The sequence below is a fragment of the Variovorax sp. FW301-JW7 genome (assembly GCF_058788795.1).
The window spans coordinates 479,102-494,752 of record NZ_JBYTBC010000001.1 but is presented as its reverse complement, the minus strand read 5'-3'; the positions used below and the strand labels follow the sequence as shown (position 1 = coordinate 494,752).

The following is a 15,651-nucleotide window of genomic DNA, read 5'->3' as shown; positions in this document are numbered from 1 at the left end:
CGTCAGCGCTGCGCCTTGTCCTTCTGGTTCTGCGCCTCGATGCGTTCGCGCGCGGCCAGCCAGTCGGCGTCGCTCCACTCGCGCAGCTCGTAGAAGTTGCCGCCGGTGGCCAGCGCGTTGCCGCCGTCCATCATGATGCTCTGGCCCGTGAGCCAGTCGCACTGGCCCGGCGCCATCAGGAAGGACGCGAGGTTCTGCAGCTCGCTCATGCGGCCCACGCGCGCCATCGGGTTGGTCTTGATGCTGCGTGCGCCGGGCTCCTCACCGGGGTTCAGGCGCTTGCTCATGCCTTCGGTCGGAATTTCGCCGGGGCCTACGGCGTTCAGGCGGATGCCGTGGCGCGCCCACTCCACCGCGAGCGACTTGGTCATGACCTCGATGCCCGCCTTGCTCATGGCCGAAGGCACGACATACGGGCTGCCGTTGTCGACCCAGGTGACGATGATGCTCATCACGCTGCGAAAGGCGTCGCCCGGCTTCCACGCGCCCGACTTGGCCTGCGCCACCCAGCGCTTGCCCACCGCCTGCGTCACGTAGAAGCTGCCGTGGAACACGATGTTGGCCACGGCGTCGAAGGCGCGCGGCGAGAGGCTCTCGGTCGGCGAGACGAAGTTGCCCGCCGCGTTGTTCACGAGGCCGGTGAGCCCGCCGCTCTGGAACAGGCTCTCGACCATCTCGTCGACCTGCTGCGCGATGCGGATGTCGACGCCGAAGGCATCGATGCGCCGATCGGGAAACTGCTGGCGCCAGGCGGCGGCGGTTTCTTCGCAGACCGCCTGGCGCCGGCCGCAGATGGCGACATCGGCGCCCAGGCTCAGAAAGCGCTCGGCCATGGCACGGCCGAGGCCGGTGCCGCCGCCGGTGACGAGGATGCGCTGGCCGCGCATCAGGGATGCTTCGAACATGAGGGGTCTCCTTGGCGTTGCGGCAGCGGCAGGAGCGCGTGCTGCCATCGGCCGCATGCTACGACCGACAGGCCGCCATGGCTTGCGGAATCTGGCTCTGCCGGCGGGTGAAAATGGCCGCGCCCCCTTTCCCCTTCACCCCTGGACCTTCCGGACACACGACCCATGCCCCGTTCCTCCGATGCTTCCTTCCTGCCGCTCGACGGCGTGCGCGTGCTGAGCCTGGCGCTCAACCTGCCGGGCCCCGCCGCGCTGCTGCGCTGCCGCACGATGGGCGCGGCCTGCCTCAAGCTGGAGCCGCCCGGCGGCGATCCGATGGGGTTGTACAACCGGCCCGCGTACACGGCGCTGCACGAGGGCGTCGAGGTCCGCACGGTCGACCTGAAGACCGAGGCCGGCCAGGCGCAGCTGCACGCCGAGCTGGCCCGCACCGACGTATTGCTGACCTCGTTCCGCCCCTCGGCGCTGCAAAAGCTGAAGCTCGACTGGGCCTCGCTGCGGGCGCGGCATCCGGCGCTGTCGCAGGTCGCCATCGTCGGCGCCCCGGGCGAACGCGCCGAGGAGCCGGGCCACGACCTGACCTACCTTGCCGAAAGCGGCCTCGTCACCGGCACCGCGCTGCCGCCCACGCTGTACGCCGACATGGGCGGTGCGCTGCTCGCGAGCGAGGCGGTGCTGAAGGCCGTGCTGCAGCAGACCCGCCAGCGCGGCGGCGTGTACCTCGAGGTGGCGCTGAACGCCTCGGCCGACTGGCTCGCCCTGCCCCGCACCTGGGGACTGACGAAGCCCGACGGCGCGGTGGGCGGCGCGCACGCCGGCTACCGCGTCTACCCCTGCGCCGACGGCCGCGTGGCCGTGGCGGCGCTGGAGCCGCACTTCGCCGCGCGCCTGTGCGACGTGGCCGGCGTGGCGCCGCCGGACATGATGGCGCCGGCCACGCACGCGGCGCTGGCCGCCTGGCTCGCGACGCGCACGCGCGCCGAGCTGGAGGCCATGGGCCGTGAGCGCGACGTGCCGCTGCTCACGCTGGCCGACTGACGGCGCTCAGGACGCCGGCAGGCGCAGGTCGCTCAGCTTGCGGTCGAGCTTGATGAGCCAGATGCGCGTCGGCCGCTCCAGGTCGGAGCCGCGCGTGATGCGCGCCCGGGTTGCGCCCGCGGGGCAGCCGCTGAGCTGGCCGTCGACGGCGGCCGTGCAGTCTTCCACGCTGCCGGCCAGGCGGGTGCCATCGGCGCCGAGCAGCACGGTGCCCAGGCCGAAGTCGTTGTCGTTCACCAGCGCCAGGGTCTGGTCGTCGACGATGGTCAGGCCCTCGGCCTTCTCGGCCAGCCAGCCCAGCACGTTGAGGTCGAGCAGCTCGGTCTTGCGCATCGTCACCACGGTCGAATAGTCGACGCCATTCGAGGGGGCCTGCGTGATGCTGCTGATCTCGAGGTTGTGGTTGAACTCCGGGGCTGCGATGTTCGTCGCGTTGGCCGGCAGCTCCACCAGCATCAGCTTGTTGAACACCTTGCCGTCGCTCTTGCGTGCGCCCTGCTCGATGACGATGAAGCGGCCGTTGCCCAGGCTCACCATGTCGCCGAGCTTGGCGTTGCCGGTGCGGTCCTTGTCGTACTGGCTGCCGTCGATCGGGTAGGCGTAGAGCTTGGAGGTCTCGGTGGCCGGATCGAACGCGAGCCAGCGCGTGAACTTCGCGATGTGGCGCACGTCGGTGTTGCTGCCGCCCGGCGGCTTGGCCTTGATCGACTTGCCGTTGGCGTCGCGTGGGTCGATCGGGCTCTGCAGGAAGCCGTGCAGCACGCCGCTGGCCACATCGAGCGTCAGGCCTTCCATGCCGCGGTTGGGGCGGCGCTGGGCCAGCACCGCCGGCAGGTCGGTGGCGCCGGGGCCGGGCGCGTACTTCTTCTCGATCACGCCGCTGGCGATGTTCAGGCGCGCGATGAAGGGGCCGTACTCGTCGCTGGTCCACAGCACGTTGCGCGCCTTGTCGAGCACCAGCGTCTCGGGGTCGAGGCCGTTGGCGTCGTAGCCGGCCTTGGCCTCGTCGAACGTGTACTGGTCGGTCAGCGGGGTCTCGCCGGTCGAGCCCACGCCCGAGCGCGGTGGCAGGCCGGTGATCTTCTTGCCGGCATCGAGCCGCAGCGGCACGCTGGTGCTGAGCACCGCGCCGGTCTTGCCCACGCGCACGATGCCGAAGCTCGGCGCGAACGACGGCGCCGGGAACACCTTGCTGATGTTGGTGGCGCCGTTGCCGCCGGGCACGGGCGCGGTCGGGCCGTCGCCGTTCGGGCCGCGGTCGGTGATGGCGTAGAACTCGAGCGTGCCGTCGTCGGCCTTGCCCTTGAACGCCAGGCCCGAGCCGTAGGCCGGCAGGAAGCCCTGGGGAAAGTCGGCCTTGATGTCCGCGTTGTCGCCCTCGTAGGGGACGTGGAAGCGGGCATCGGCTTGCAGCTGGTAGCGCGTGACGGCGATGCCGATGGCGCCGAGCTGGTTCGTCTGCTTCGATGCCTCGGTGACCGGTGCCCCCAGGCGCGAGGCCAGCGTGTCCTCGAAGTGTTCGCGGGCCAGCATGCGGCGGCTCGCGTCGACCGTGCGGGCGTTGTAGGGAGCGGGCAGCGCGGCCAGCACCGCGTTGAGCGCGGTGTGGAAGGCGTCGGGCGCGGCGTTGAAATCGAGCGCGCCGGCCGTCAGCGCAGCCTTGAGCGCCGGCGTCAGGCGGATGCCGTTGGCGGGGTCGCGGTCTTCATCGAAGCTCTGCAGCGCAAGCAGGCGGTTGACCACGGCATCGGCCTTCACGTCGCTGCCGCCGGCCAGGGTGAGCGGCGTGATCGCTTCGCCGCAGGCGGCGCTGCCCAGGGCCAGCGCGCCGGCGCTGAAGGTGACGGTCTCGCCGTCCTTGCAGGTGAACTCGCCCTTGGCGTTGGTGGCGGCCTTGGCGGCGCTGCCGGCCACGTAGTCGAGGCCTTCGACTGCGGCATCCAGGAAGGTGCCGGTCTTCGACTGTGCAGCGGGCGGATTGGTGGTGCCGCCGCCGCCCACCGGGAACGACCAGCCGCCCCCGCCGCCGTTGCCGCCGCCGCAGGCGGTCAGCACCGCGCCAGCGCCCACGAGCGCCAGCCATCCCATCCTCGATCCTCTTGTTGTCTTGCGCATTGCTTGTTGTCCTTGTGATGCGCCCGCGCAAAGGCGCAAGCCCCGGCGATTAATGCCGAGGCAGATGACAAGCCCGTGAAACTGCAACCGAAAGGTTGCGATGGTCGGCGCCCTCTCAGCGGCCGTTGCCGTCGCGCTGGCGGTCTTCGCGCTTGACCGCGAGGTAGGTGTCCAGGTCGACCTCGTGCAGCTGGCGCGGGTAGCGCTCGGCCGCCGCGAACCAGTAGCGCTGCCGGCGCTCGGCCGGGTCGGTGGCGCCGGTGGCGCCGGTGGCCAGGTAGGCGTCGAGCGTGAGGAAGTAGCGCATCGCATTGCGCTCCACCAGCCCGCGCAGGCCCCGGATGTACTCGGGCTGGCCGTCGGGCCCCTTGCCCACCACGGTGAAACCCACCTTGCCGCTGCCGAAGGTGGCCAGGTAGGCCTGCGTGGCCAGCCGCACCATCGTGTTGTGGTCGTAGCCGTAGCTGAAGTGCAGGAAGGTCTTGCGCTCGTCGAGCGCCACCGCCTCCAGCCGCACGCGGTAGTTGCTGGTGCCGAACGGGCCGGCGTCGGCTGACAGCTCGACCTGCAGGTGCTCGGGCGTGGCGCTGGCCACGCGGTAGGCAAAGGGCAGCTCGAAGGCCTGGTCGACCGGCTTGTCGTAGCGGCGCACCACGAACAGCGTGAGCGTCTCCTTGCCCTGCGGCGAGGTGCTCACGCGGCAGCGCCGGTTGTTGATGTGCAGTGTGAGCAGTTCGCACCAGTGGTCCGAGCCCTTGAGCGCCGCGCTGACCTTCGACAGCGGGTGCTCGACCACGGCGTAGATGTCGCCCTCGAGGCCGCCGGGCGTCTCGGTGGAATCGAGTTGCACGGGACGCCCGAAGCGGCTCTGGTCGAGCTTGTCGCTGAGCTTCTGGTGCTCGGCCCGCAGGGCCTGGGCACCCGTGGGCGCGGAGGCCTCGGGAGCCGCCGCCTGCGCCAGCAGCGACACAGCGCAGCATCCGGCCATCGCCAGGATGCGCTTCCACGAAACCGGCACGGGGGGCGAACTGCTCGTCATGGGGCTACACGATACCCCGGTTCCGCCGCACCAGCAGCAGCATCGCCCCCGCCAGCAGCGCCGCCCCCAGGCATTGGCGCGGTGCCATCGGCTGCGCCAGCCACAGCGCCGCGAGCCAGGCCGCCACCAGCGGCTCGATCAGCGTGCCGACCACCGCCGCCGTCGGCGACAGCCGGCGTGCACCCCAGGCGAAGGCCAGGTAGGCGACCGAGGTGGTGGCCACGCCGGTGTAGGCCGCGCCCGTCCATTGCGCAGCACCCTCGGGCCAGGTGATGCCGTTCGCAACCGCGACGCCGAGCATGCACAGCGCCGCGGCGCTCATGCCCCAGGCGGACGCCGTGACGGCCGGCACCCGCGCCGGCATGCGCGCGTTGCCCAGCACCACCAGCGCATAGCAGACGGCCGAGCCGAAGGACCACGCCAGCCCGGCGCCGTAGCCCGTCGGCAAGGCGCCCCAGCCGGCGTCTGGCATCACCAGCAGCAGCACGCCCGCCAGCGCCAGCACGAGGCCGCCGAGCAGGCGCGCGCCGAAGGGCTCGTAGCCGCGCAGCACCGACACGCAGGCCACGATCAGCGGCGCGCAGCAGATCGAGATCACCGTCGGCAACGCGGCGCCCAGGTGCGCGATGCCGGCGAACCAGCAGCTCACGTTCAGCGCCATCGCGGCGCCGGTGCCGACGACGTGCCCCTGCTCGCGCCGCGTCAGATGGCGCCACGCGGCATCGGCGGCCGGCGCGCGCCGTGTCGCCTGCCAGTGCAGCCACCACAGCAGCGGCATGCCCAGCGCGAAGCGCGCCAGCGACAGGCTGTGCGGCGCGATGCCGCCGTCGATCAGGAATTGCGCCACCAGGGCGCCGCCGCCCCAGAGCACGCCGGCCAGCAGCACGCCGCCCCAGGCCAGGGCGGCCGTTGTTCTTGCATTCATGTTGAAACTCTCCGTGAGGCCCGTCGCCTCGGCGTCGCGTCGACGCATTGCCGGGGGCGGGCATGACCATCCGGCCACCGCCCGGCCTGTCTTCGCTCAGCGGAAGAAGGCGGACGGCAGCGACCACTTGCGGGCCTGACGGGCGCGGCGCGAAGCGCGCGCGAACGTCAGCGGCAGGTCGAGGAAGGGGGAGAGTGATGCAGGTGCATGAGCGGTCGATGATAGGAGCGGCGCCCCGCGCCCACAAGAGAGAATCGCCCGCATGTGCCCTGCCCTTTCTCACTGCATGCCATGAAGCGCCAAGGTCGACTCGTTCGTTGGGAGGCCGAGCGCGGCTTCGGTTTCATCCGCAGCCCGGAGGTGTCGGCCGACGTCTTCGTGCACCTGCGCGACTTTCGCGACCGCCAGCTGAAGCCGCAGGTCGGCATGGCGGTGCACTTCGACGAAATTCATGTCGGCGGCAAGGGGCCGCGGGCGGTGGCCGTGGAAGCGGCTGCGGCCTCTGCGGGTGCGGTGCCTCGTGCAGCGTCACGCGCACAGCCGCGCCGGCCTTCGGGTCGCGGCACGGCCGGCACGCCGTGGGGCGCGTGGCTGATCGGGATCTACGCGCTGGGCCTGGGCGCCGCCGTCTGGCTCGGCCACCTGCCGCTGCTCGCGCTGGCGGTCGTCGCGGGGCTGAGCCTGCTCACCTTCGGGGCCTACGCCTTCGACAAGCGCGCGGCGCAGGCCGGGCGCTGGCGCACGCAGGAAAGCACGCTGCATCTGCTCGCGCTCGCGGGCGGCTGGCCGGGCGCGTGGTGCGCGCAGCGGCTGCTGCGGCACAAGTCGAGCAAGGCGAGCTTCCTGTGGAGGTTCTACGCCACGGTCGCGCTGCATTGCGCGGCACTGGGGGCGTGGGTGTTCTGGCTGTCGAAGCACGCGGCCTTGGGCTGACCGCGCCTTCGACCAGGCCTCAACGCACCTTGCGTGAAGGCTTGTTGAGCGGCTTGCCACCGCTGCCGTTGTCGCGCGGCGGCAGGCCCGTGTGCTGCGTGAGGATGCGGCCCTTGGAGGGCTTCACCGGCGCCAGCCGGACCGGTGCCGCGGTCTTGGCGGCCACCGGCGCCGAGGTCGAGTTCTTGCGGCGCGCGCTCGTGTAGCCGCCATCGGTCAGCGGCTGCCACGTCGGGATCAGATGGTGCTTGCCGTTGCCGATGAGGTCGGCGCGGCCCATGCTCTTGAGGGCTTCGCGCAGCAGCGGCCAGTTGTTGGCATCGTGGTAGCGCAGGAAGGCCTTGTGCAGGCGGCGGCGCTTGTCGCCACGCACGATGTCCACCGTCTCGCTCTCGCGCGTGATCTTGCGCAGCGGGTTCTTGTTGGTGTGGTACATCGTCGTCGCCGTGGCCATCGGGCTCGGGTAGAACGTTTGCACCTGGTCGGCGCGGAAGCCGTTCTTCTTGAGCCAGATCGCGAGGTTCATCATGTCCTCGTCGCTGGTGCCCGGGTGCGCGGCGATGAAGTACGGGATGAGGTACTGCTTCTTGCCCGCCTCGGCCGAGTACTTCTCGAACATCTGCTTGAACTTGTCGTAGCTGCCGATGCCGGGCTTCATCATCTTCGTGAGCGGGCCCTGCTCGGTGTGCTCGGGCGCGATCTTCAGGTAGCCGCCGACGTGGTGCTGCACCAGCTCCTTCACGTACTCGGGCGACTGCACGGCCAGGTCGTAGCGCAGGCCGGAACCGATGAGGATCTTCTTGATGCCCTTGAGCGCCCGCGCGCGGCGGTAGATCTTGATGAGCGGGTCGTGGTTGGTGCCCAGGTTCGGGCAGATGCCCGGGTACACGCAGCTGGGCTTGCGGCACGCCGCCTCGATCGCGGGGCTCTTGCAGCCCAGGCGATACATGTTGGCCGTGGGGCCGCCCAGGTCGGAGATGGTGCCGGTGAAGCCGCTGACCGAATCACGGATGGCCTCGACCTCCTTGATGATCGAGTCTTCCGAGCGGCTCTGGATGATGCGGCCCTCGTGCTCGGTGATCGAGCAGAAGGTGCAGCCGCCGAAGCAGCCGCGCATGATGTTCACGCTGAAGCGGATCATTTCCCACGCGGGGATCTTGGTCGCGCCGTCGTGGCTGCCGTTCTCGTCGGCGTAGCGCGGGTGCGGGCTGCGCGCATACGGCAGGTCGAACACATGGTCCATCTCGGCCGTGGTGAGCGGAATGGGCGGCGGGTTGATCCACACGTCGCGCGCCGTGGCGCCCTCGCCGTGCGCCTGCACCAGTGCGCGGGCGTTACCGGGGTTGGTTTCGAGGTGCAGCACGCGGTTGGCATGCGCGTAGAGCACCGGGTCGCTGCGCACCTGTTCGTACGACGGCAGGCGGATCACCGAGCGGTCGCGCGGCGGCACGGCGATCTTGCCGCGGCCTTGCAGCGCCGGGTTGGGCACGAAGTTCAGCGGCTTGATGGCGGGGTTGACGACCGAGCCCGCAGCGGAGCCCGCGGCTTCGGCGGCCTTGGCGACGGCTTGCGCCTCGTCTTCCTTCGCGCAGGTGGCGCCGTTGGCCTTGGCCTGGTCGGACACCATCAGGTACGGGTTGACGTGCGCCTCGACGCGGCCCGGCTCGTCGACGCTGGTGGAGTTGATCTCGAACCAGGCCTCGGGCGTTTCGCGCCGCACATAGGCGGTGCCGCGCACGTCGGTGATCTGCTGCACCGGCTCCTTGGCGGCCAGGCGGTGCGCGATCTCGACGATGGCGCGCTCGGCGTTGCCGTACAGCAGCAGGTCGCACTTGGCGTCGACCACGATGGAGCGGCGCACCTTGTCCGACCAGTAGTCGTAGTGCGCGATGCGGCGCAGCGAGCCTTCGATGCCGCCCAGGATGATCGGCACGTCGTTCCAGGCTTCCTTGCAGCGCTGCGAATACACGATGGCCGCGCGGTCGGGGCGCGAGCCGCCGACGTCGCCGGGGGTGTAGGCGTCGTCGCTGCGAATCTTCCGATCGGCCGTGTAGCGGTTGATCATCGAATCCATGTTGCCGGCCGTGACGCCGAAGAACAGGTTCGGCTTGCCCAGCACCTTGAAGGGCTCGGCGCTTTGCCAGTCGGGCTGCGCGATGATGCCCACGCGAAAGCCCTGCGCCTCGAGCATGCGGCCGATCACCGACATGCCGAAGCTGGGATGGTCGACGTAGGCGTCGCCCGTGACCACGATGATGTCGCAGCTGTCCCAGCCGAGCGCGTCCATCTCCTTGCGCGAGGTCGGCAGGAACTTGGCCGTGCCGAAACGGGCCGCCCAGTACTTGCGGTAGCTGGTCAGCGGCTTGGCGGCACGCGCAAAAAAGGAGACGTCGACGGGGGCGTTCATCGGTGGGAGCGGACAGCGCCGGGGCGCCGCCTGTGTGGGCAACCCTCGATTTTAGGGTTTTCCAGCATTTCTGTCGCCCTGAAGATCCCTTGCCCCGGAACGAGAGGGCTCTTATTTGATTGCCAAAGTCAATCAAATTGAATGACAATGGCAACCATGCCCACGCCAACGCCCTCCGTCGACCCGTCCGCCGTCAAGGCCATCCGCCGGTTCAACCGCTTCTACACCCGCCGCATCGGCGCCCTCGACCCCTACCTGGGCAGCGACCTGTCGCTGACCGACGTGCGCGTGCTCTACGAGCTGGCGCACCGCGAAACCCCCGTCGCCAGCGAGATCGGGCGCGACCTGGGCTTCGACGCCGGCTACCTCAGCCGCATCCTGCGCCGCTTCGAAACCCACGGCTGGCTCACGCGCGAGCCGCACCCGCGCGACGCGCGCCAGAGCGTGCTGCGCCTGGCCGACGCCGGCCATGCCGCGTTTGCGCCGCTGCAACAGAAATCGCGCGACGAAGCCGCCGCCCTGCTCGCCGCGCTGCCGCCGGCGCAACAAAACCAGCTGGTGCAGGCCATGGACACCGTGCAGTCGCTGCTCGAACCGGCCGCATCGCCGGCCCGCCCCCAGGCCGCCGTGCTGCGCGACCCGGCACCCGGCGACATCGGCTGGGTGGTGCAGCAGCACGGCGAGCTGTACGCACGCGAATACGGTTGGGACCACCGTTTCGAAGCGCTCGTGGCAGGCATTGCGGGCGAGTTCCTGCTCAAGTTCCAGCCCGAATGGGAGCACTGCTGGATCGCCGAGCTCAACGGCGAACGCGTCGGCGCGATCTTCGTGGTGCGCAAGTCGGCCACCGTGGCGCAGCTGCGCATGCTGATCCTCACGCCGGCCGCGCGCGGCCTGGGCCTGGGCGGGCGCCTCGTGGACGAGTGCATCGCCTTCGCGCGCCGCAAGGGCTACAAGAAGATGACGCTGTGGACCAACAGCTGCCTCACGGCCGCGCGCAGCATCTATGCCAAGCGCGGCTTCCAGCTCACGCACTCGGAGCCGCATGAGGGGTATGGCCAGCCGCAGGTCGGTGAGACCTGGGAGTTGAAGCTGTAGCGTTTGCCTTGCTCCTTCCCCCGTTGGGGGAAGGTTGGGATGGGGGCATGCCTTCGATCAAGCGCGCGGCTGAATCAGCGCCGCCGTGCCCCCACCCCTGCCCTCCCCCAAAGGGGGAGGGAGAAATTCACTGCATGAACCAGCCGTGGCTCACCACGAGCGACTGGCCCGTCAGCGCATTCGTCGGGAACCCCGCGAACAGCAGCGCCACGCGTGCCACGTCTTCCGTGGTCGTGAACTCGCCATCCACCGTTTCCTTGAGCATCACGTTCTTGATCACTTCCTGCTCGCTGATGCCCAGCGTCTTGGCCTGCTCGGGAATCTGCTTTTCCACGAGCGGCGTGCGCACGAAGCCCGGGCAGATCACGTTGGCGCGCACGCCGTGCTTGGCACCTTCTTTCGCGACCGTCTTGGCCAGCCCGATGAGGCCGTGCTTGGCCGTGACGTAGGGCGCCTTCAGCAGCGATGCTTCCTTGGAGTGCACCGAGCCCATGTAGATCACGCTGCCGCCGCGGCCTTGCGCGTACATGTGCTTGAGGCACGCCTTCGTCGTGAGGAACGCACCGTCGAGGTGAATCGCGAGCATCTTCTTCCAGTCGGCGAAGCTGAACTCTTCGACCGGATGCACGATCTGGATGCCGGCGTTGCTGATGAGGATGTCGATGCCGCCGAAGGCCTTCGCGCCCTCTTCCACCGAGGCATTGACCTGGTCTTCGTTCGTCACGTCGACCGCCACGCCGATGGCCTGTGCGCCCGTGGCCTTCAGTTCGGCGGCGGTGGCGTCGGCCGCTTCCTTGTTGAGGTCGGCAATGATGATCTTCGCGCCTTCCTGCGCGAACAGGATGGCGATTTCCTTGCCGATGCCGCTGGCCGAGCCGGTGATATAGGCGACCTTGTCCTTGAGTTGCATGGTGAATGTTCCTTGAGGGTTGGATGAAAAGAAGACAGCAAGAATCAGGCGAGGTAGTCGTGTTCGACCGTGCCCAGCGCGAGCGTCATGTCGGCGATGTAGTGCACCGCCGATTCGACCTTCAGCACCGGCAGGTCGGCCACCGGCGCCAGCGCATGCGGATGCAGCTCGAGCGAAGCCGGCGCAGTCCATGCGCCGTGCAGCGTCACGTCGACCATGTGGTAGCGCACCAGCTCGCAGATGCGGGCCGTGCCATCGACGTGCGGAATGATCTTGAGCAGGAAGTTGGGCTGCGCAATGCCCGCAAGGATCGGTGCGGGGTCGAGCGCGCGGTGCTTGAAACCCATCGTGGCCTTGGCCACGCGCACCTTGCCGTAGTCGAGCGTGCCGACGATCACATCGGTCTCGTAGTCGAGCGACGGCAAGGCCAGCTTCTTGGGAAAGCCCCACAGCTCGCGGCCGCCGGCAATGGGCGGATGGTCGTTCAGGTACATCGCGTGCACGTAGGCACCCTTCTCCACGCCCTGGGCGGTGCGCAGCTGCACCGGAATGACCTGCCCCGACTCGGTGTAGTCGCCGAAACCGGTGGAGTCGGGCATGCGGATGAATTCGTACTTGACCAGCGGCTCGACCACTTCGAGCGGCTCGGGCACCACGGCGCGCAGCGCGTCCATGTCGGTGCGGTAGGTGACGATGAGAAATTCGCGACGCGTGAAGCGGTAGGGCCCGGGCGGAAACGCCGGGCTGGTCAACGGCATGGCGAAAGCCGTTCGTCGCACATCTTCAATGTTCATGAAAACATTTCCTCCTGTTGAAGTGACGACCCAGTCTGGCGCTGGTTTCTTAGCCCAAGCTGAATGGCCGCCGCTCGTGGCAAGCGGCGACCGCTGCGACGCTCAGCGCGACAGCCCCGGCCGCTTGATGCGCCCGGTGCCCGGCTCGCCGAGGTCGAAGGTGGTCACGCCGTTCACCGTGGCATCGGCGCGCAGCGTCTCGGGGTGCGCGAGCGTCTTGCGCATGTCGCGCACGCCCGACTCCCAGTGCTCTTCGACCGCGGCGCGCGAGAACTCGTAGTCCTTCGACTCGAGTTCGTACGACTTGTCGCGGTAGATCAGGTGAAAGATGTCGATCGGCTCGTGCGTGAGCTGCGCCTGCACCTCGACCACGCTCGGGTCGCTGCGCAGGCCGGGCGGCAGTTTGGCGATGAGGTCGGCAATGGCCTGCTGCAGGTTCATGTTGGCCGCGAGCGCGTCGGTGTTCATGCGCGTGCGGCTCGAATAGGTGATGTCCTTCTGGCGCTCCATCACGCCCGACAGCGTGTGCGGCATCTCGCCGCGCGCGTTGAACAGGTCGACCTGCAGCACCACCAGCGCCTCGGCGCGCGGATGCGTGTCGAGCACGTACTGCAGCGGCGTGTTCGAGACGATGCCGCCGTCCCAGTAGTCGTCGCCGTCGATGTGCACCGGCGCAAAGCCCGGCGGCAGCGCGCCGCTGGCCATGATGTGCTCGGGGCCGATGCGCTGGCGCGTGTTGTCGAAGTACACCGAGTTGCCGGTGCGCACGTTGACCGCGCCCACGCTGAAGCGTGCCTCGCAAGCGTTGATGCGGTCGAAGTCGATGAGCCGCTCCAGCGTGGCCTTGAGCGGCGAGGTGTCGTAGTAGCTCAGGAGCGGCGCCGCACCGCCCATCAGCAAGGCCGGCGAATAGCGCGGCTCGAAGAAGCCCGGAATGCCGACCAGAGAGGCCATGGTGGCGCTCCACTGGTTCTGCGTGGCGCGGTCGCCCAGCCACGACGGCAGGCGCTGCGCCGGCCCCGAAGACACCAGGTGCCAGAACTCGCGCAGCCGGTCGACCCGCTGCGCGGGCGCGTTGCCGGCGATGAGTGCAGCGTTGATGGCGCCGATCGACACGCCCGCGATCCAGTGCGGCTGCAGATCGGTCTCGCTGAGCGCGGCGTACACGCCCGCTTGGTAGGCCCCGAGCGCACCGCCGCCCTGCAGCACGAGCGCCTTGCGGGCGGCGCGCATGTCTTCGCGGCGGGCGATGAACGGATGGGGCGGTGCAGTGGAGGAAGCGGGAGAAGAAGAGGAAGCAGCGGTGGCGGCGCGAGGCTTTTTCTTGGGTGTCGTCGTCATGCGTTCATTGGACACCAGCCTTGCGACAGCTACCTGACCTGGGGCCTTTTCGCTGCTTCAGCCCGGACGAATCTCACATCTTCGGCAGCATCTGCCCACGGATCTCGCCGCCCGGATTGGCGGCCGTGTGGATGTTGGCGTACCACTTGCCGGCCACGAGGTCGGCCGCCTGCGCCGGCGTGAGCGTGGCCTGGCCCTCGATCGGGCTTGCCGGACTCGCGAAGGGCAGCACCACGCCGGCATTCGCGCCCGCGGCGGCGGGGCCGTGGAAGTGGGCCGCCGTGGCCGGGCCGCTCAGACCTTCGTAGGTGATCTTGTACTTGAGCACGTTGGTGTCGCGGTTGAGCCAGGCCTCGGCCATGCCGCTGCCGCGCGTCATGTTGGGCGGCACTTCGCTGGCCGCGTTCATCGCGCCGCTGAAATTCGCGACGTTCGACTTCGACATCATTCCGCAGCCGGCCAGTGCGACGGCGGCCAGGCCGGCGACGAGGGTGGTGCGCCAGAGTGTGCGAGTGCTGTTGTTCATGGTCGTTGTCTCCTGAGGATGTAAAACATTCAGCATAGGCAGACACCGCCTGCGGCCTTGTCGGCCAGCACCCCTTCTTCGCACGCCTGTGCAAGAGAATGCAACGATGATTTCCGACGACACACTCCCCTCTGCACACGACGTGGTCGGCTTCTGGCGCGATGCCGGCCCCGAGCGCTGGTTCGCGAAAAGCGATGCCTTCGATGCCGCCTGCATCGACCGGCTGGCCGCCGCCCACCAGGCCGCGGCCAGTGGCCGGCTCGACCACTGGGCCGACACCGGCGAAGGCGCGTTGGCCTTGCTGGTGCTGCTCGACCAGTTCCCGCGCAACGCCTGGCGCCAGAACCCGCACATGCTCGCCACCGACGGCCTCGCGCTGGCCGTGGCGCGCCGCGCCGTCGAGGCCGGCTTCGACCGGCAGGCCGACGCTCTGATGCAGCGCTTCTTCTACCTGCCCTTCATGCACTCGGAAGTGCTGGCCGAGCAGGAGCGTTCGGTCGAACTCAACGCCACGCAGGACGCCAACACGCAGCACTTTGCCGTGCTGCACCGCGACATCGTGGCGCGCTTCGGGCGCTTTCCGCACCGCAACCGGATGCTCGGGCGCACGTCCACGCCGCAAGAGCAGAAGTTTCTCGACGAAGGCGGTTTCGCAGGCTAAGCGGCATCGACGTGCACGGGCAGCGGCACGTCACGCGTCGGCGAGGCGTGACCTGCCGGCTCAGCCAGGGTGTCTTTCATCGAGCCGTAGGTGCGCGCATAGACCCAGGTGAACTCGGCGCCCAGCAGGAAGATCTGCGCCGAGTAGTACACCCACACCAGCACCACCACCAGCGAGCCGGCCGCGCCGTAGCCCGAGGCCACGCTGCTCTTGCCGATGTACAGGCCGATGAGGTGCTTGCCCACGGTGAACAGCAGCGCCGTCACCGCCGCGCCCACCCACACGTCGCGCCACTGCACCTTGGCGCGCGGCATGATCTTGTAGATCATCGCGAAGATCACCGTGACCATCGCGAAGCTGAAGACGAAGTTCACCACCTGCGCCAGCGTGGCCCAGGCACCGAACACCGGCGACCACCACTTGCCCAGCGCGGCCAGTGCCGCGCTCGCCACCAGCGACACCATGAGCAGGAAGCCGATGCCCATGATCATGCTGAACGACAGCAGGCGCACGCGCAGCATGTTGAAGACGCCCTTGTTGCGGGTGCGCGCGGGGGCACGCCAGATGCGGTCGAGTGCGTCCTGCAGCTCGCCGAAGACGGTGGTCGCACCCACGATCAGCAGCGCGATGCCGACCACCGTGGCCACGATGCCCTCGGTCGGCTTGTTGACCGCCTGCAACATGCCCTGCACCGCTGCCGCACCCTGCTCGCCCATGAGGCCCGAGAGCTGCGCGAAGATTTCGCCGCGCGCGGCCTCCTGCCCGAAGACGAGGCCGGCCACCGCGATCACGATCAGCAGCAGCGGCGCGATCGAGAACACCGTGTAGTAGGCCAGCGCCGCGCCCATGCTCGGGGCGTAGTCGTTGGACCAGGAAGCGAAGGCGCGCCGGCAGAGATCGAAGAGTGCGCGAAGTCGAATGAGCATGGCGTCGGGTCCCGGTGAAGCAGTGCGCCTACG

14 protein-coding genes are annotated in these 15,651 nt (G+C 69.1%); 4 read left to right on the top strand and 10 right to left on the bottom strand.

The window, feature by feature from the left end; all coding sequences use genetic code 11:
- Positions 1-2: 2 nt before the first annotated feature.
- Positions 3-905 (bottom strand): SDR family oxidoreductase, encoded by a 903-nt coding sequence (locus tag AC3WQM_RS02085; RefSeq protein ID WP_307635602.1) that lies wholly within the window; start codon positions 903-905, stop codon positions 3-5.
- Positions 906-1,070: 165 nt separating this feature from the next.
- On the opposite strand from AC3WQM_RS02085, the gene AC3WQM_RS02080 reads away from it, so the two are divergent.
- The gene (locus tag AC3WQM_RS02080; RefSeq protein WP_492676750.1) at positions 1,071-1,943 is read left to right on the top strand and encodes a CoA transferase; all 873 of its coding nucleotides are present in this window, start codon (positions 1,071-1,073) and stop codon (positions 1,941-1,943) included.
- A 6-nt stretch (positions 1,944-1,949) separates the two neighbouring features.
- On the opposite strand, the gene AC3WQM_RS02075 is transcribed toward AC3WQM_RS02080, so the two are convergent.
- From AC3WQM_RS02075 to AC3WQM_RS02065, 3 genes are all read right to left on the bottom strand, one after another.
- On the bottom strand, positions 1,950-4,031 hold the full coding sequence (locus AC3WQM_RS02075) for an esterase-like activity of phytase family protein (protein WP_492676748.1): 2,082 nt from the start codon (positions 4,029-4,031) through the stop codon (positions 1,950-1,952).
- 142 nt (positions 4,032-4,173) lie between these two features.
- Positions 4,174-5,097, bottom strand: a complete 924-nt coding sequence (locus AC3WQM_RS02070; protein WP_492676747.1) for a hypothetical protein — start codon at positions 5,095-5,097, stop codon at positions 4,174-4,176.
- 4 nt (positions 5,098-5,101) lie between these two features.
- Positions 5,102-6,022, bottom strand: coding sequence for a DMT family transporter (locus AC3WQM_RS02065; RefSeq protein ID WP_492676746.1), 921 nt, complete (start codon positions 6,020-6,022; stop codon positions 5,102-5,104).
- A 291-nt stretch (positions 6,023-6,313) separates the two neighbouring features.
- Between AC3WQM_RS02065 and AC3WQM_RS02060 the strand changes: the two genes are divergently transcribed.
- A complete protein-coding gene (locus AC3WQM_RS02060; protein ID WP_492676745.1) occupies positions 6,314-6,955 on the top strand; it encodes a DUF1294 domain-containing protein in 642 nt (213 codons plus the stop codon).
- A gap of 19 nt (positions 6,956-6,974) precedes the next feature.
- On the opposite strand, the gene AC3WQM_RS02055 is transcribed toward AC3WQM_RS02060, so the two are convergent.
- The gene (locus AC3WQM_RS02055; protein WP_492676744.1) at positions 6,975-9,362 is read right to left on the bottom strand and encodes a YgiQ family radical SAM protein; all 2,388 of its coding nucleotides are present in this window, start codon (positions 9,360-9,362) and stop codon (positions 6,975-6,977) included.
- A gap of 156 nt (positions 9,363-9,518) precedes the next feature.
- On the opposite strand from AC3WQM_RS02055, the gene AC3WQM_RS02050 reads away from it, so the two are divergent.
- Positions 9,519-10,460 carry a bifunctional helix-turn-helix transcriptional regulator/GNAT family N-acetyltransferase gene (locus AC3WQM_RS02050; protein ID WP_492676742.1) on the top strand — a complete coding sequence of 314 codons (942 nt, stop codon included), beginning with the start codon at positions 9,519-9,521 and terminating at the stop codon, positions 10,458-10,460.
- Between the two features lie 127 nt (positions 10,461-10,587).
- On the opposite strand, the gene AC3WQM_RS02045 is transcribed toward AC3WQM_RS02050, so the two are convergent.
- The 4 genes from AC3WQM_RS02045 to AC3WQM_RS02030 form a co-directional block, all read right to left on the bottom strand.
- Positions 10,588-11,370, bottom strand: a complete 783-nt coding sequence (locus tag AC3WQM_RS02045) for a 3-hydroxybutyrate dehydrogenase (protein WP_099790010.1) — start codon at positions 11,368-11,370, stop codon at positions 10,588-10,590.
- 44 nt (positions 11,371-11,414) lie between these two features.
- On the bottom strand, positions 11,415-12,164 hold the full coding sequence (locus AC3WQM_RS02040) for an acetoacetate decarboxylase (RefSeq protein ID WP_492676740.1): 750 nt from the start codon (positions 12,162-12,164) through the stop codon (positions 11,415-11,417).
- A 102-nt stretch (positions 12,165-12,266) separates the two neighbouring features.
- Positions 12,267-13,505, bottom strand: coding sequence for a patatin-like phospholipase family protein (locus AC3WQM_RS02035; protein ID WP_492676739.1), 1,239 nt, complete (start codon positions 13,503-13,505; stop codon positions 12,267-12,269).
- A 73-nt stretch (positions 13,506-13,578) separates the two neighbouring features.
- Positions 13,579-14,031, bottom strand: coding sequence for a CHRD domain-containing protein (locus tag AC3WQM_RS02030; protein WP_492676738.1), 453 nt, complete (start codon positions 14,029-14,031; stop codon positions 13,579-13,581).
- Positions 14,032-14,137: 106 nt separating this feature from the next.
- Here AC3WQM_RS02030 and AC3WQM_RS02025 point away from each other — a divergent pair, with 106 nt between their 5' ends.
- Entirely contained in the window at positions 14,138-14,692 is a 555-nt protein-coding gene (locus AC3WQM_RS02025; protein ID WP_492676737.1) for a DUF924 family protein, read from the top strand.
- On the opposite strand, the gene AC3WQM_RS02020 is transcribed toward AC3WQM_RS02025, so the two are convergent.
- Positions 14,689-15,618 (bottom strand): YihY/virulence factor BrkB family protein, encoded by a 930-nt coding sequence (locus AC3WQM_RS02020; RefSeq protein ID WP_492676736.1) that lies wholly within the window; start codon positions 15,616-15,618, stop codon positions 14,689-14,691. The two genes, AC3WQM_RS02025 and AC3WQM_RS02020, sit on opposite strands and share 4 nt — an antisense overlap.
- Between the last annotated feature and the right edge of the window lie 33 nt (positions 15,619-15,651).

Bases quoted from the DNA above. Each gene is read 5' to 3' on its own strand.
- AC3WQM_RS02085 (WP_307635602.1), bottom strand. From the start codon at position 905: ATGTTCGAAGCATCCCTGATGCGCGGCCAGCGCATCCTCGTCACCGGC.
- AC3WQM_RS02080 (WP_492676750.1), top strand. From the start codon at position 1,071: ATGCCCCGTTCCTCCGATGCTTCCTTCCTGCCGCTCGACGGCGTGCGC.
- AC3WQM_RS02075 (WP_492676748.1), bottom strand. From the start codon at position 4,031: ATGGGATGGCTGGCGCTCGTGGGCGCTGGCGCGGTGCTGACCGCCTGC.
- AC3WQM_RS02070 (WP_492676747.1), bottom strand. From the start codon at position 5,097: ATGACGAGCAGTTCGCCCCCCGTGCCGGTTTCGTGGAAGCGCATCCTG.
- AC3WQM_RS02065 (WP_492676746.1), bottom strand. From the start codon at position 6,022: ATGAATGCAAGAACAACGGCCGCCCTGGCCTGGGGCGGCGTGCTGCTG.
- AC3WQM_RS02060 (WP_492676745.1), top strand. From the start codon at position 6,314: ATGAAGCGCCAAGGTCGACTCGTTCGTTGGGAGGCCGAGCGCGGCTTC.
- AC3WQM_RS02055 (WP_492676744.1), bottom strand. From the start codon at position 9,362: ATGAACGCCCCCGTCGACGTCTCCTTTTTTGCGCGTGCCGCCAAGCCG.
- AC3WQM_RS02050 (WP_492676742.1), top strand. From the start codon at position 9,519: ATGCCCACGCCAACGCCCTCCGTCGACCCGTCCGCCGTCAAGGCCATC.
- AC3WQM_RS02045 (WP_099790010.1), bottom strand. From the start codon at position 11,370: ATGCAACTCAAGGACAAGGTCGCCTATATCACCGGCTCGGCCAGCGGC.
- AC3WQM_RS02040 (WP_492676740.1), bottom strand. From the start codon at position 12,164: ATGAACATTGAAGATGTGCGACGAACGGCTTTCGCCATGCCGTTGACC.
- AC3WQM_RS02035 (WP_492676739.1), bottom strand. From the start codon at position 13,505: ATGACGACGACACCCAAGAAAAAGCCTCGCGCCGCCACCGCTGCTTCC.
- AC3WQM_RS02030 (WP_492676738.1), bottom strand. From the start codon at position 14,031: ATGAACAACAGCACTCGCACACTCTGGCGCACCACCCTCGTCGCCGGC.
- AC3WQM_RS02025 (WP_492676737.1), top strand. From the start codon at position 14,138: ATGATTTCCGACGACACACTCCCCTCTGCACACGACGTGGTCGGCTTC.
- AC3WQM_RS02020 (WP_492676736.1), bottom strand. From the start codon at position 15,618: ATGCTCATTCGACTTCGCGCACTCTTCGATCTCTGCCGGCGCGCCTTC.